Annotated in this window: 17 protein-coding genes; 10 read left to right on the forward strand and 7 right to left on the reverse strand. The window is 64.0% G+C overall.

Annotation, left to right across the window (positions count from 1 at the left end):
* Positions 1 to 3: 3 nt before the first annotated feature.
* On the reverse strand, positions 4 to 594 hold the full coding sequence (locus G8760_RS15125) for a TetR/AcrR family transcriptional regulator (RefSeq protein WP_166352546.1): 591 nt from the start codon (positions 592 to 594) through the stop codon (positions 4 to 6).
* A 35-nt stretch (positions 595 to 629) separates the two neighbouring features.
* On the opposite strand from G8760_RS15125, the gene G8760_RS15130 reads away from it, so the two are divergent.
* A complete protein-coding gene (locus tag G8760_RS15130; protein WP_166352548.1) occupies positions 630 to 2,042 on the forward strand; it encodes an MFS transporter in 1,413 nt (470 codons plus the stop codon).
* A 273-nt stretch (positions 2,043 to 2,315) separates the two neighbouring features.
* On the opposite strand, the gene G8760_RS15135 is transcribed toward G8760_RS15130, so the two are convergent.
* The 3 genes from G8760_RS15135 to G8760_RS15145 are packed head-to-tail and all read right to left on the reverse strand — an operon-like array spanning position 2,316 to position 3,623.
* Positions 2,316 to 2,525 (reverse strand): hypothetical protein, encoded by a 210-nt coding sequence (locus G8760_RS15135; protein WP_207782378.1) that lies wholly within the window; start codon positions 2,523 to 2,525, stop codon positions 2,316 to 2,318.
* A gap of 9 nt (positions 2,526 to 2,534) precedes the next feature.
* Positions 2,535 to 3,317 carry a hypothetical protein gene (locus G8760_RS15140; RefSeq protein ID WP_166352550.1) on the reverse strand — a complete coding sequence of 261 codons (783 nt, stop codon included), beginning with the start codon at positions 3,315 to 3,317 and terminating at the stop codon, positions 2,535 to 2,537.
* Between the two features lie 51 nt (positions 3,318 to 3,368).
* Positions 3,369 to 3,623, reverse strand: a complete 255-nt coding sequence (locus G8760_RS15145; RefSeq protein WP_166352552.1) for a hypothetical protein — start codon at positions 3,621 to 3,623, stop codon at positions 3,369 to 3,371.
* A 732-nt stretch (positions 3,624 to 4,355) separates the two neighbouring features.
* Between G8760_RS15145 and G8760_RS30280 the strand changes: the two genes are divergently transcribed.
* From G8760_RS30280 to G8760_RS30855, 8 genes are all read left to right on the forward strand, one after another.
* Positions 4,356 to 5,054, forward strand: coding sequence for a hypothetical protein (locus G8760_RS30280; protein ID WP_246222575.1), 699 nt, complete (start codon positions 4,356 to 4,358; stop codon positions 5,052 to 5,054).
* Positions 4,949 to 5,605 carry a tyrosine-type recombinase/integrase gene (locus G8760_RS15150; protein ID WP_246222570.1) on the forward strand — a complete coding sequence of 219 codons (657 nt, stop codon included), beginning with the start codon at positions 4,949 to 4,951 and terminating at the stop codon, positions 5,603 to 5,605. Before G8760_RS30280 ends, G8760_RS15150 begins: the two co-directional genes overlap by 106 nt.
* 25 nt (positions 5,606 to 5,630) lie before the next feature.
* Positions 5,631 to 5,795, forward strand: a complete 165-nt coding sequence (locus tag G8760_RS15155; RefSeq protein ID WP_166352556.1) for a hypothetical protein — start codon at positions 5,631 to 5,633, stop codon at positions 5,793 to 5,795.
* A 142-nt stretch (positions 5,796 to 5,937) separates the two neighbouring features.
* Positions 5,938 to 6,195, forward strand: coding sequence for a type II toxin-antitoxin system VapC family toxin (locus G8760_RS31125; protein WP_166352558.1), 258 nt, complete (start codon positions 5,938 to 5,940; stop codon positions 6,193 to 6,195).
* Positions 6,196 to 6,704: 509 nt separating this feature from the next.
* Positions 6,705 to 7,388, forward strand: coding sequence for a TetR/AcrR family transcriptional regulator (locus tag G8760_RS15165; protein ID WP_281355154.1), 684 nt, complete (start codon positions 6,705 to 6,707; stop codon positions 7,386 to 7,388).
* Positions 7,388 to 8,269, forward strand: a complete 882-nt coding sequence (locus G8760_RS15170) for an alpha/beta fold hydrolase (protein ID WP_166352560.1) — start codon at positions 7,388 to 7,390, stop codon at positions 8,267 to 8,269. Before G8760_RS15165 ends, G8760_RS15170 begins: the two co-directional genes overlap by 1 nt.
* A gap of 23 nt (positions 8,270 to 8,292) precedes the next feature.
* Complete coding sequence (locus G8760_RS15175) at positions 8,293 to 9,315, forward strand: IS481 family transposase (RefSeq protein ID WP_166352562.1); 1,023 nt, start codon at positions 8,293 to 8,295, stop codon at positions 9,313 to 9,315.
* Positions 9,316 to 9,355: 40 nt separating this feature from the next.
* A complete protein-coding gene (locus G8760_RS30855) occupies positions 9,356 to 10,000 on the forward strand; it encodes a tyrosine-type recombinase/integrase (RefSeq protein WP_207782380.1) in 645 nt (214 codons plus the stop codon).
* Here G8760_RS30855 and G8760_RS15185 read toward each other — a convergent pair.
* From G8760_RS15185 to G8760_RS15195, 3 genes are all read right to left on the reverse strand, one after another.
* A complete protein-coding gene (locus tag G8760_RS15185; RefSeq protein ID WP_166352564.1) occupies positions 9,911 to 10,291 on the reverse strand; it encodes a PIN-like domain-containing protein in 381 nt (126 codons plus the stop codon). The genes G8760_RS30855 and G8760_RS15185 overlap by 90 nt on opposite strands.
* Positions 10,281 to 10,922: a DUF433 domain-containing protein gene (locus tag G8760_RS15190; RefSeq protein ID WP_166352566.1), complete on the reverse strand. Its 642-nt coding sequence runs from the start codon at positions 10,920 to 10,922 to the stop codon at positions 10,281 to 10,283. Before G8760_RS15190 ends, G8760_RS15185 begins: the two co-directional genes overlap by 11 nt.
* A 346-nt stretch (positions 10,923 to 11,268) precedes the next feature.
* A complete protein-coding gene (locus G8760_RS15195; RefSeq protein ID WP_166352776.1) occupies positions 11,269 to 12,024 on the reverse strand; it encodes a methyltransferase domain-containing protein in 756 nt (251 codons plus the stop codon).
* Between the two features lie 626 nt (positions 12,025 to 12,650).
* Here G8760_RS15195 and G8760_RS15200 point away from each other — a divergent pair.
* Complete coding sequence (locus G8760_RS15200) at positions 12,651 to 12,860, forward strand: hypothetical protein (RefSeq protein ID WP_166352568.1); 210 nt, start codon at positions 12,651 to 12,653, stop codon at positions 12,858 to 12,860.
* The last annotated feature ends 47 nt before the right edge of the window (positions 12,861 to 12,907 follow it).

The following is a 12,907-nucleotide window of genomic DNA, read 5'->3' on the forward strand; positions in this document are numbered from 1 at the left end:
CGGTCAGTGTGGTGTCGGGTCGGCGCCTGGTGCCGCAATGGTGGTGTAGCGGTCGAGGTAGTCCGAAGCGATGGTGCGGGCTTGCTGCGGGGTGATGGCGCCAGTGGATATGAGGCTGCCGAGGCCGTGTGAGAGCGACATGATCTCGTAGGCTCGTTCCGTGGCGGCGGTGCCTGTTGCCATTGTGTGGGGGGCGAGGCTGTCGGCGAGCCGCCGCAGATGATCGCGATAGACAGCTCCCATCCCATCCGGGTCGGAGACCGACAGTTGCTCTAGCGAGACCCCGAGGCGATGGAAGGCTCTGCTCTGCTCGTCAAGCGGTAATGCCGCCTCGAAGAACGTTCGTAGCGGGGCGCCCGCTTCCCCCTGGGTGGACGCGAGTGCTTGCTGCCAGTGCTGCACGCTGCGTTCGGACATGGCTCGCAGGACGGTGGTGAGCAATTCGTTCTTGGACTTGCCGTAGTACTGCACGAGGCGCAGGGAGACGCCTGCTTCGGCGGCCACGTTGCGCATCGACACGGCCTCTACGCCGCCACGAGATAGCAGCCGCTCGGCGGCCCCGATGATCGTGGTGCGTCGATCCTGCTCGTCCATCGCCCTTCGCCCCTTCCGCTTGATACAGTCGTATCATGATACGACTGTATCAACGGGATGTACGGGCGCGACGGCTTGTGCTGTGGGTCAGTTGCGTGGCGCAGCTGCTGGTGGTGCTGGACGCCTCGGTGATGAACGTCGCGCTGCCCTCGGTGCGCGCTGACCTGGAACTATCCACGGTGGGCACCTCATGGGTGGTGCTGGCGTACACGCTCGGATTCGCCGGGCTGATCCTCGCCGGTGCCAGGCTGGCCGACTCTTTCGGTGCCCCCCGGGTGTTGTTATGGGGCGTGCTCGTCTTCACCGCCGCCAGTGTGGTCGGCGGGCTCGCGCCAGGTGGTGGAGTGCTGATCGCGGCCCGAGCGGCGCAGGGCGTGTCAGCTGCGGTGCTGGCTCCGGCAACCTTCTCCCTGCTGACACTGTGGTTCCCAGAGGGGCGGCAACGAGTGCGGGCGGTCGCGATCTGGACAGGCGCCAGCCTCGCAGGCGGCGGCCTCGGGAATGTTCTCAGTGGCCTACTGACCGAGTACGTCTCCTGGCGGTCAGTTTTGTTGATCAATCTCCCCATCGGGCTCGCCGTCGCCGCCGGAGCCTACGGGCTCATCCGCGCCAGCGGTCGGGCACCCCGGGGCCGCGTCGATGTGTCCGGTTCGGTGCTGGTTACCGGCGCATTCGCGACGGCAGCCTATGCGGTCTCGACCATCAGCGAAGGCGACACTTCCCGGCTGACCCTCGTGTCGGCGGTTGCCAGCGTTGTCTTGTTCATCCTTCTCGCCATTCAGCAGCGAACCTCTCGACTGCCGCTCGTGCCGTCGCGGCTGTGGCGCAATCGTGCCGTCCTCATAGGCAATGGGGCCATTCTGCTGGCAGGTGCCTGCTTCCAAGTCGCGCTCTGGTACTTCCTGACCTTCCTCATCCAGCAGGAGATGGGCTACTCGGCGGCGGCCACCGGGCTCGGGTTCCTCCCGTTGACCGTCGTGATGCTCGTCGTGAGCACCTGGGGCGCACCGTGGCTGTTGGAACGCCACTCGGTGCGCGGCCTCGTCGTGACAGGTTCGGCGGTCGCAGCGCTCGGATTCTTGGTTCAGTGGCTTGTGCCGGTGGTGAACTACCCGGTCACGATCCTGCTGCCTTCGGTGATCATCGGGATCGGCGGTGGCCTGCTGAACATGCCGCTGGCTGCGGCTGTCACGCAGGGTGTCCAGGACCGTGATGCGGGCGCAGCCTCCGGATTGATGAACACCGGCAAACAGTTTGGTGGCGCCATCGGACTCGCAGCACTCACCACCCTGCCGAGCGCCTCCGGCTATCAAGACCCGTTCGTGATCATGGCGGCGCTGATCGCCGGAGCGGGGCTCCTCGGATTCCTCATCCCACGACCGGCACCCCGCAACACCGACGATGATCGCCCGCTTGGTGCAGCGGGCGGCTCCAACGTGCCGCGATGAACGATGAACGCCACTGCGACCATTGCGGGTCGGTGGAGCGCGGCGATCTTGGTTCGACCGCGCCGTCCGAGATGCGTCCGGTCGTGCGCGACATCGAGGACCCGCCTGGGCGGATGTCCCGGACGTCGCCTGCTAGGTATGGCACGTTACGAGACCTCTCGCGTGGTTGGTTGGCGACCGCATACAGCAACGGCGTGGTTGACAACCTTGGACGAGGCTGGTCAATAGGCTCTGGGTGAGCGTGAGGGTCGAAAGACTGTGATGGCCTGCTGATTACGCGGACTCGCAGATGCAGAGTTGAAGCGGCGTGTCCACGGCAAATGGTCGACCGGACCAATCGCCGAAGCGTTCGACGAGCCGAAGGCCGCCGAGCGAGACGAGCAGCGGCAACTCCTGCGGGAAGATGCTCCTGACTTCCAGCGGTGCCACGACGAAGTCAGGCTCAGAGGCGAAGTTGTCGATCGAGATGATGATTCGCCGCAACTGCCAAGGTCACTCGATTGCGTCGGCTAGTTCCAGGATCGTATGGGCGACCGCCGAGGGGAGCAACGTCGACCAGATGATCTCACCTGGTGATGGTTTCATGTCTGCGAGCGGCGATGGTTCGGGTTGCCAATCGTCGACTGAGATGCCGGGAACGCAATCGAGCAGTAGGGCGAAGACCTCCGGGTCAGGGATACCCTCAGCGATGATTGCGAGGTATGCCTCATGGCCGTTGCCTGCACGGGCGAGAGCTTTCAATCGGTGCTGCCGGAACTCGGCCACAGCGAGATCGCCCGTGGTGAGCGACATGGCGATGAGCCGAATCACTAGATGTTTCATTTCTCGTCGCCAGGCGACGGCATGTTCGGCAGCGAGGCGCTTCCAGTCCCAGTCAACGGGCAGGAGGCGGGTGGTTGAGATGGTCTTGCCGACTGTGCACTCACGCTTGATCGTCTCGTAGAAGTCGCGTTGAGGGCTGTCAGCCTGGCGGTGGCCGGCTGCGCCGATCCACCACTCGCCCACACCGGTCGGTGTCTCGTTCGGTAGTTCGTGGCCGCGTAGGTTGGTCACTGCGCCGCGATAGTCGCCGGACTTGACTTTGAACCACACCCGATCGCGCAGTGACGAGATTCGCTCGGCTCCGCCAGCGTCACGCTGCTCCGGAATGGCCTGGGCGTCTGCCACGACGCGATGAGTGATCTCGTCCAGTGGATGGCCGAGGTCCGGCAACGGCACGTCAAGATCGGTCAGGCATCGTTTAGTGGGGCGTACGCCGTTGGAGACCTGAGTCATACCGAGAAGGCTAGATGCTGGCGGCGACAGGATTGACCGCCAAACACGGACTTACTCGGGTAGGCCTCCGAGCTCATCAAGCTCGTCGGCGCTGAGCCCGGTCATCAGCGAGACAGCGGCGGTATCGGACCCGTTGAGCTGGCCGAGGGCGGCGCTGATTCCTGTGTTGATCTCGTCGCGGTGAGCGTCGATGTACTCGCGCACTGCGGCGTCAACGATGTCTTTCTTTGAGCGCGACAAGAAATGAGCAGCGTGGGAGACGAGCTCATCGGTGGCGACGTCAACCTTGATGGGTGCGGTAGCCATGACCCGTACTCCCCTCACGCGTCGTGTCAGGAACAAGTACCAAAGTACCATCATCTACTTCGCAAGGACAGGAAGACGATGAACGGTGTAGGTGGCAGCTCTTCGTCGCTGGCTGATTGCTCGACGCCATCGCCGCTGGGTCTCGCAAGGGCGAAATAGGGGCAAGTAACGCCCAGAGATGAAAGAAGGTCACGGCCGAACCGGCCGTGACCTGCGATGATGCTGGCGGTCCTGACGGGACTTGAACCCGCGACCTCCGCCTTGATAGCACGGCTGTCCGTGAAGGGAATCGGTGGATAGTCCACTGCGACCAACACCCACACCTACGCTCCCACGTGCCACTGCTGGCCCGAGCTGTGGGGCATCAGCGCGCCAGGATTGCTGCCCATCTCGATCTTCCACCAGATCAGGTCATTGTGACCGTACGTCCTGTGCTGCCCGACGTCGCCCGCCAGCACTTGTCACGTGTGAAGGAGCTACGTCACACCGCGTCCTGGGCCAACCACGCCGCCGCGATCGAAGCCCGTCTCGCAGCCCGAGAACTTGCCGAGCTAGGGCTTTCGCTTCGTGACATCGGCACCGTCCTTGGCGTCTCTCACCAACGCGTCCACCAGTTGCTCCATGACCCTGTCGTGTCAGCGGAGTCGGACGAGCGTCGATGACGGCGGCTGGTTGGGGAGAGTTTGCGCACCTGCCAGGCATGAACGCCGATGAGCGGCCGGTGAGGTGAGCGTGGCCAGCGTCAGGTACGACGGGAAGAAGTGGCGCGCACGCTATTTCGATCCTGCCGGTAGGCAACGTGAGAAGCGGTTCGCCAGGAAGGTCGACGCGCAGCAGTGGCTGGACGAGCAAACCACACAGCATGTCACTGGGACGTTCGTCGAGCCGACGCTGGGCAAGATCACCGTACCGGAGTGGGCGGAGAAGTGGCTGGCGACGAAGCTCTCGCGTAAGGCGTCCACCAGGAATCGCTACGAAGGCATCGTCCGGTCGCGCATCACGTCAGCGTGGCACGGTGTGGCGATCGCGGATGTGGTGCATGACGGGTATCAGGAATGGATCGCTGGTCTCTCCGGGGCCGGTCTGTCGGCGGGGTCCGTCGTGAAGATCCACGGTGTGATGTCGCAGATCATGAGCTACGCCGTACGGTCCCGCCGGCTGATCGCCAATCCGTGCGAAGGAGTCACGCTTCCCACGGTCGCGCCCGCCCTGAAAGCGGGACCTGAGTGCTGGGCAGGTGGCCGAGCTTGCCAACGCCGCGTCACCGGAATGGTCGGTGGTCACCAGGCAGCCGACCGCTCCGTGGTGGGCTGGTCGTCTACGTCTTGGCCTACTGCGGGCTCCGTTGGGGTGAACTCGCCGCCATTCGAGTCCGGAACGTCGACACAGATCGCCGCCGGATGTTCATCGAAGAGTCCGTGGCCGAGGTGAACGGTGGCCGGCTTGACTGGGGTTTGCCGAAGGATCACGAGCGTCGCTGGGTGCCGATCCCGCGGTTCTTCGCTCGGGGGCTAGCAGCACATATCGTGGACAAGGGCCCGGACGACCTGGTCTTCGCCTCGCCACAAGGCGCGGTACTGGGGGTCGGTGGGGCGCGGCGATCTTGGTTCGACCGCTCCGTCCGCGATGCGGGCTTACCGGCGGGGTTTCATCCGCACGAACTGCGCCACACGGCGGCCAGTCTCGCCGTCAGCGCAGGTGCGAACGTCAATGCCGTTCAGCGGATGCTTGGCCACTCAAAGGCGTCCATGACCCTGGACACCTACGCTGATCTGTTCGACGACGACCTCGAAGCCCTCGCCGACCACCTCGACACCCTCGCGCGACGCTCCCACACCACTGCTCCAGTCCGATGGCGCGACCGGCAGGCGCCACCGTTGGGTATGGAGCGTTCCGAAGCTCGCTGGGTTGGTCCCGCGAGCACATACGACAGCCATATGGCAGACGGCCGGGGACAAGCCCGGTCAATAGGCTCTGGATGAGCGGGAAGGTCGATAGACTGTGAGCATGACAGTGCCCGCGTTCGGTGATCCGGCGATCGAAGTGGCAGCTACGCCTGCGGACGCCGGGCGCGAGCGTGCGACTTGGCGAGAATGGTGGATGTCGCTGCCGAGTGTTGAACGCGATCGCCCGGCTGCTGATGTTCTCGCCGAGATCCGGCACGAAGAGTAGTGCCGGTCCGATACGTCCTCGACGCCTCGGCGGGTGTCGAGATCCTGAACCGCACGCCGACCGGCTTGGCGTTGGCCAAGCTGACGTTGAGTCGCAAGTCGAAGAATGGACTGTTGAGCACTTCCACCTGGAAGTTGCCAAGGTGATTCGTCGGGACACGTTGCGAGGCCAGATCACCGACGAGCATGCCGGCACACTCATCGACGGCCTTGTGAGATGGCCACTAAACGTGACGAGGGTTGCGCCGCTGTTGTCCGAGGCATGGACGTTGCGGAACAACATCTCCATTCACGACGCCTTGTACGTTGCGCTTGCCCGCCACCTCAACGCCACCCTGCTGACCGGGGACACTCGTCTCGCCAAGGCACCTGGATTGAACGTCACAGTTGTGGACGTTTGACGAGTCCGCCTGGCCCGACGGCGTCCGCTTCCGGAGTCGCCAGATGCGCACCGATGGTGTGAAGGCTCTCTGACGCATCTGGCTGGGCGCTGCACGTATCGCACTACGAATCCTAGCGGTAGCTTAGGTCGCCTCTCCCGACTCCTGGCCGGCTTCCTGTTCTGCTAACCCTTCTTCACGAAGAGGGGTCACAAGCTTGATTCCGAAGTCGGTTATCCCCTCCTGACGATTGGGTTCTGATCGTGCATAGAACGCATTGGTGGGAGCCATAGCCGTGCCTGTCCGAATTAGCGCCGCGCGTACTGGCCCAGATACTGATCGCCAGACTTCACTAGTGCCCCACCCCGAGCCGCCGGAAGCGGCAGTTGATACCCATTCGTCAGAGAGCCGTCGTAACGCGTCGATGTGGGGCACGTCTAGTTGTTGCTGGCCATGAGGTTGTTGACAGTCCTCCATCTCGAGCGAGCGGCCGATCACGTTGGTGTTCGATTCCTGTTAGGATACGACACGTGACGTATCCTAAAGCAGATTCGACAACGCGCCCGCCGGGTCGACCACGCGATCCAGGCCGTGAGGCCGAGATCCTCCAGGCCGTCCTCGACGTCATGGGCGACCTTGGTGTCGATGGGGTGACCTTTGAGGAGGTTGCGCGCCGCGCACAGGCATCCAAGAGAACGCTTTATCGACGCTGGGCGACGAAACAGGAGATGGTCGTGGCGGCCATCAAAGCGGGGCCGGCGGCGCGGAACAAGCCCGAGCCCATCGACACAGGGTCGCTGCGCGGGGATCTGCTCGCTCTCCTTGCTCGGCTGGAATCCACAATGGACGCCGGTGAACCAATCAGCCTGACGATCATGCAGGCGGGGTTGCGGGATCCGGAGCTCTGCGAGTTCATTGAAGCATCCGCCGGACCGACCGGAGCACGGTTGACAGAGGCGGTGCTGCAGGCGGCGATCGCTCGCGGTGAGCTCCCCGAGTCAGCGGATCCGTTCGCCTACGAAGAGATCGCGGCAGGCACCTTGATCATCCGCAAGCTCAACGGTTTGTCGACCGACGCCACCTATCGTGCCGCACTCGTCGACGCGGTCCTCATCCCCGCCCTGCGCAGCGGCGTGCCTGCCGGACAGCACGGCATCTTCTCCGGGAAACCCACACCCTCCACGCACCGACCCTCTGAGAGCAGGAACAACTGATGAGCGAATTCACCATCCCCGAGTTCACCTACGATCGCATCCAAGGTCCGGACGGAGTCGCACTCAACGTTGCGCACGCTGGCATCGGGCCCGCTGTGGTGCTGCTCCATGGCTTCCCTGAGACACACCTGATGTGGAATGCCGTCGCGCGCGACCTCGCTCGCGACTACACCGTGATCGCACCAGACCTCCGCGGATACGGCGAGAGCGACAAGCCCGACGCCGACGGCCCCGACCTGTATTCGAAGCGGACGATGGCCGCCGACGTCGTCGCGGTCGCCTCTCAGCTGGGACACGATCGGTTCGCTGTCATCGGTCATGACCGGGGCGCGCTCGTCGCCGTCCGCGCAGGACTCGACCATCCCGACCAGGTCTCCCACATCGGGATCCTCGATGTCCTCCCCACACTGGACACCTGGGATGTGCTGCGCGGCGTCGACGCGAAGGTCGCTTGGCATCTCTACCTCATGGCGCAGCCCAAGGGGCTTCCGGAGCAGATGATTGAGGCGGTCGCCGAAGAGTTCTTCGCATCGTTCCTCGACGCCTGGGACCCCACCGGGACGACATTCTCACCCGAACTGCGTGATCACTACATCAAGGCCTCTGCCGCCGCAGTGCCCTCGATCGTCGCCGACTACAGGGCCACCGCCAGCATCGACCTCGACATGGACCGCACCGACCGCGACGCGGGCCGGACACTCACAATGCCCGTCGCGGCGATCTCTCAGGACTGGGGTAGCCAACTCGGATTCGACCCGACGCAGATCTGGAGCGCATGGGCACCGGACTTCACATACGAACCCATCAACGCGGGACACTTCATGGCTGAGGAGCGCCCTGACGCTATCGCGCTCCTCGCCCGGAAGCTGCTGGCACGGTAGGCCAGAGTGAGGTCGGAGGCGAAGTGACTCATCGCAACAGCCCTCTCACACCCGAAGGGCGAAGGCGGCTGGTCGAGCGCTGTCGGACTCGCCCTATTGCGCATGTGGCAGCCGAGATGGGTATCTCCCGCGCCGCGGCATCGAAGTGGGTGAACCGCTCCAAGCAGTTCGGCGAGCTCGGGCTGATCGATCACTCTTCAGCGCCCGCACGCCAGCCGACGGCTACGCCTGGTCAGCTCGTGAAGCGGATCGAGGCGATGCGTCGCGAACACAAATGGTCTGCCTCCCGGATCGCCTTCGAGTTGCACGAGGACGGCACCTCCGTCAGCCGCCGGACCATCACCCGGCTGCTCGCTCAGCTTGGACTGAACCGGCGGAAGTTTATCGACTCAAATGGCGAAACCAACCGGGAGCCCCAGAAAATCATCGCCGAACGACCCGGCCACATGGTGCACATCGACGTGAAGAAGACCGGGCGTATCCGCGACGGTGGCGGCTGGCGCGTGCATGGCAAGAACAGCGCCGAAGCCAAGGCGATTGCTCGCACGAAAAGGCGTGGCGCGAAGACCGGCTACGTCTACCTGCACTCCGCGATCGACGGCTATTCGAGGCTGGCATACACCGAGGCGCTGCCCGACGAGCGAGCCGTGACCACCGTTGCGTTCCTCGATCGGGCAAGAGCTTGGTTCGCTGCGCATGGCATCACGCAGCTCGAGCGGATCGTGACGGACAACGGCTCGTGCTACCGAGCACGTGCGTTTGCCGAGACAATGGGCGAGAGCCGGCATCAGCGGATCACCCCATACACACCGCGACACAACGGGAAGATCGAGCGCTACAACCGGATCCTCGCCGAGGAGTTCCTCTACGCCCGTACTTGGCATTCAGAGCAGGAACGCACAGACAGCCTCGCGCTCTGGAATCTCCACTACAACTATCACCGACCGCACGGCGCGCACGGTGGACAACCGCCGGCGTCAGCGACGCCCTCTGCTGTCAACAACGTCCTGACCTTATACACGTTCGGAAGGACACCGGGTTGTTGATCCATCGGTACGGCGTGGCCGGGCAGCGATCATCTATGTCTTGGCCTACTGCGGCCTGCGTTGGGGCGAACTGGCGGCCCTGAAGGTGTCCCGCGTGGACCTGGCTCGGCGTCGCCTCCACGTTGCCGAGAACGTCGTTGAGGTCGAAGGGGGACGGCTCGACTGGAAGCTGCCTAAGGGCAATGAGCGCCGCTGGGTGCCGATCCCTCGATTCTTAGTGCCACTCATCACCCAGCAACTCGACGGCAAAGGTCCGAAGGATCTCGTATTCACCTCCACCGAGGGTGCCGTCCTGCGAGTCGGTGGAGCCCGTCGTGCCTGGTTCAACCGCGCAGTTGCCGAGTCCCGCGCGCCCCATGGCTTCCATCCGCACGAGCTTCGCCACACATCGGCATCTCTGGCCGGCTCCGCCGGAGCCAACGTGAAGGCGCTCCAGCGGATGCTCGGCCACGCGAAGGCGTCAATGACGCTGGATGTCTACGCCGATCTCTTCGACGAAGATCTCGAAGCTTTGGCCGAGCGGCTCGACTCGATCGCTCGACGGTCCGCCGCGACGTCGATCGGCACTGTGAGCGCTGATCCGCGAGGTCATTCGTCAAGGCCAACGTTTGATGATCTCGCTCTCGTAGACGACCCAGATTTCCGGCCCCGGATGGCTCGTGACGTCCCAGATCCTGGTCCGTGAGTTCTCGAACCACCGCACCATCTGAGTGATGCTGAGGTTGCCGTTGCTCAGACGGAACATCACACCATGCGTGAGCGCAGAGCGTTCCCACGCCCGATATCTGATGCGGCGGTCCTTGGTCAGTAGCGACCAGCCACGCGAGATGCCCTCTTCGATCCACTCCTCGTCGGGAACGTCTTGGGCGTCGTCCGCGTAGTGGTCGGCTATGCGGTGGATGATCCAGCCCCGGTCTCGTAGCTGTTGCGCTACGAGTTTGCCGAGGCTTCGGTCGAGGAAGAACTCAGGCGGCAACGCGGCAGATCGATTCGACAGTCTCAGGCGACAGGTCAAATTCCTCGGCCACGACCGTCATCGGTTCACCGGCCCGCCACAGATCCACGACAGCCTGCACGGGAACCTTCTCATCCGCCACGACCGGGGCCCCCCAGGCGAAGCGCGGATCGATGATCACCTCGGCTTCGTCCGAATACCGGCGGAGCTTCAGCCGACCCGGGAATCCGTCGTGATCAAAGGAGATGTCGCGCAGATAGTCTTCAAGCACTTCTCGGATCGGTACCTGCTTGTCACCCACCCGCGTGTACTCGTCTGGGGAATGACGGATGAACAGATCCACCCCGTCAGTCACGACCCGTTTGGAAGCCAGCGCGTAGGGTGTGCCGAACGCGTCGCGAACCTCAAGTGCGGCCTGTCTGATCGTGTTCTTTGACAAGCGGAGATCACGGAGCGAGCGCAGGACGTATGCCTCGATCACCGCGACGAACGGCATGGTCGGGTACCCACGCTTGCGGGCCGGAACCTCGTGCACCAGTGGGCCACCCGGAGCGTCGTCCTTAAGCCACGATTGCAGCGTCGTGCGGGGGATGCCCAGATGTCTGGATGCCTCAGCCGCCGTGAGCAAGGGATCTGCGAACTTGTCGACCATGTCAGGGCCTCCTCCCTTACGACGCCTGATCCTAGACACTCCAAGCATGACACGAGGCACCGACCGACGCGGGTCAGTTCGTGAGTGAAGCAGATCGCCCAGAACTCCTGCGGACTCCGTGCGGACTACGCCGGATAAGAGAAGAGGCCCACCGGAACCGGTGAGCCTCTGACCTGCGATGATGCTGGCGGTCCTGACGGGACTTGAACCCGCGACCTCCGCCTTGACAGGGCGAACCAGTGAGCCGATCTTCGCGCAGGGACTGCGCTTGGTGTCCCGGTCCGCGAGCAAGAAGCCTGCTGCGAGCAACCATGCGGCCCGACCCAGGGGCTGTTGAGCCCGTTGTCTATATCTTGCTCGCCACCACCATGTAGTTCTCGGCCTCCGGGTTGAACGTGCTCCTTTCCGCGCGGAGTCCGACCCGGCGCAACTCGACTTTGAGTTCGTCGTGTCGGTAGGGCCAGCACGACAGCAGTTCCGAGCGGACACGAACCGACCCGGCCGTATCAACGTGCGCGACCGCGATCTCGATGTGGTGCTCCTGCTCCCAATGCGGCGCAATCTCCCAGCGGTAGACGACGACGGCATCGCGACCGTTCCGGCGGACGAGTCGATCACTGATGTCTAGCCGGGAACCTCTGGCCCTCACGAGTTCCCAAGTGCGGGAGGTGAGTACCAAGCGTCCGCCACGGCGCAGAAGCCGTGACATCGACTCCAGGGCAGCAAGCCTGCCTCTCGCGCCCACGGCATGGTGCAGCGAGTTGCCCACACAGAACACCATGTCGAAGGTGGCGTCATTGAAATGGTCAGGCAGCTCTTGCCAGTCCGCCCGCACTGTCCGGACAGATGCCCTGAACTCCTCAGACAACTCCGCAGTCCGACGAACCATCGCTTCGCTGGCGTCAGTCGCGACAACCTGCATGCCAAGACCAGCGAGGCCAACCGCGAGTTGCCCGGTACCGCACGAACAATCGAGGACGTGAGCGTTTGACGGAAGGAGACAGGTGACGTCAGCGAACGCCGCGGCGAACTCGGGGGGCGTCAACTTCGCGTCCGAGATAAGCCACTCGTACACCTCGGCAAGCACGTCATAGCCCGTCACAACGACTACCTCCGTCACACGGCAGACTCATGCTGGCACATCAGTACATCAGCGGAGCAAGTCGATTCGCCAATGCTTTAGCGAGGGGCAACCCGTCCGCTCACGCCGTTGCCGGCTGCCGATGTCCTCAACTCGACTTGGCCTGGGGGCGACGGCGCTCGGCGCCGGGCGCCGACCGCGATCCGCGCTCCCACAGGGGAATCCCGTATCGGGACTGTGAAGGAAGCGAGTTGCCCACTCGCATCGGCCACGACCCCTTAACAGGTGCAGAGAAGCCGAAACGGTACGCCGGAATGGCTTGGCCAGCTACTCGGTCGCAAGCGCTTCCCCGCCGACGCGTTGGCGTTCGCCGCCACGACCTTCGCCACCGAAACCAGAGCCATGACGAAAGCCTGCCAGTACGGCCACCAGCTGGTATGCACCCTGCTCGGGCTCGAACCCACCAGCGACGACAACACTCTAGCGTCGCTCCTGGCCCGGACGCCGACAAAAGCCCCCACATGCGATGGCGGCGATGGCTGTCGGTGCGCTGGAAGCCACAGCGCCATCTGCGACCGCGAACCCTGGACACGCGCCGTTGGCCCACCACCAACCGATCCATCCCAGCGACGGCATGGTTCCGCGCAGTGGTCACCATCGCCGCCTACCGCGACCGCTACGACATCACCGGCACCCAACCACTCGGCTCACCGGCAGACACGACGGCAGACCGCGCCGACGCCAGCTATGCACGAGCCGCCCTCGACCACGCCCGCCGACTCAGCACCACGAATGCTGCGTGGCAGGCCGCTGACCGAGATACACCCGGCCGGCCCACGATCGAACGCAGCCTGTAGGCGCGATGGTCACGCTGCGTGCCACGCCGTCATCAAGGCAGGAAGAC

The organism is Phytoactinopolyspora limicola, from assembly GCF_011320225.1.
GTDB lineage: Bacteria > Actinomycetota > Actinomycetes > Jiangellales > Jiangellaceae > Phytoactinopolyspora > Phytoactinopolyspora limicola.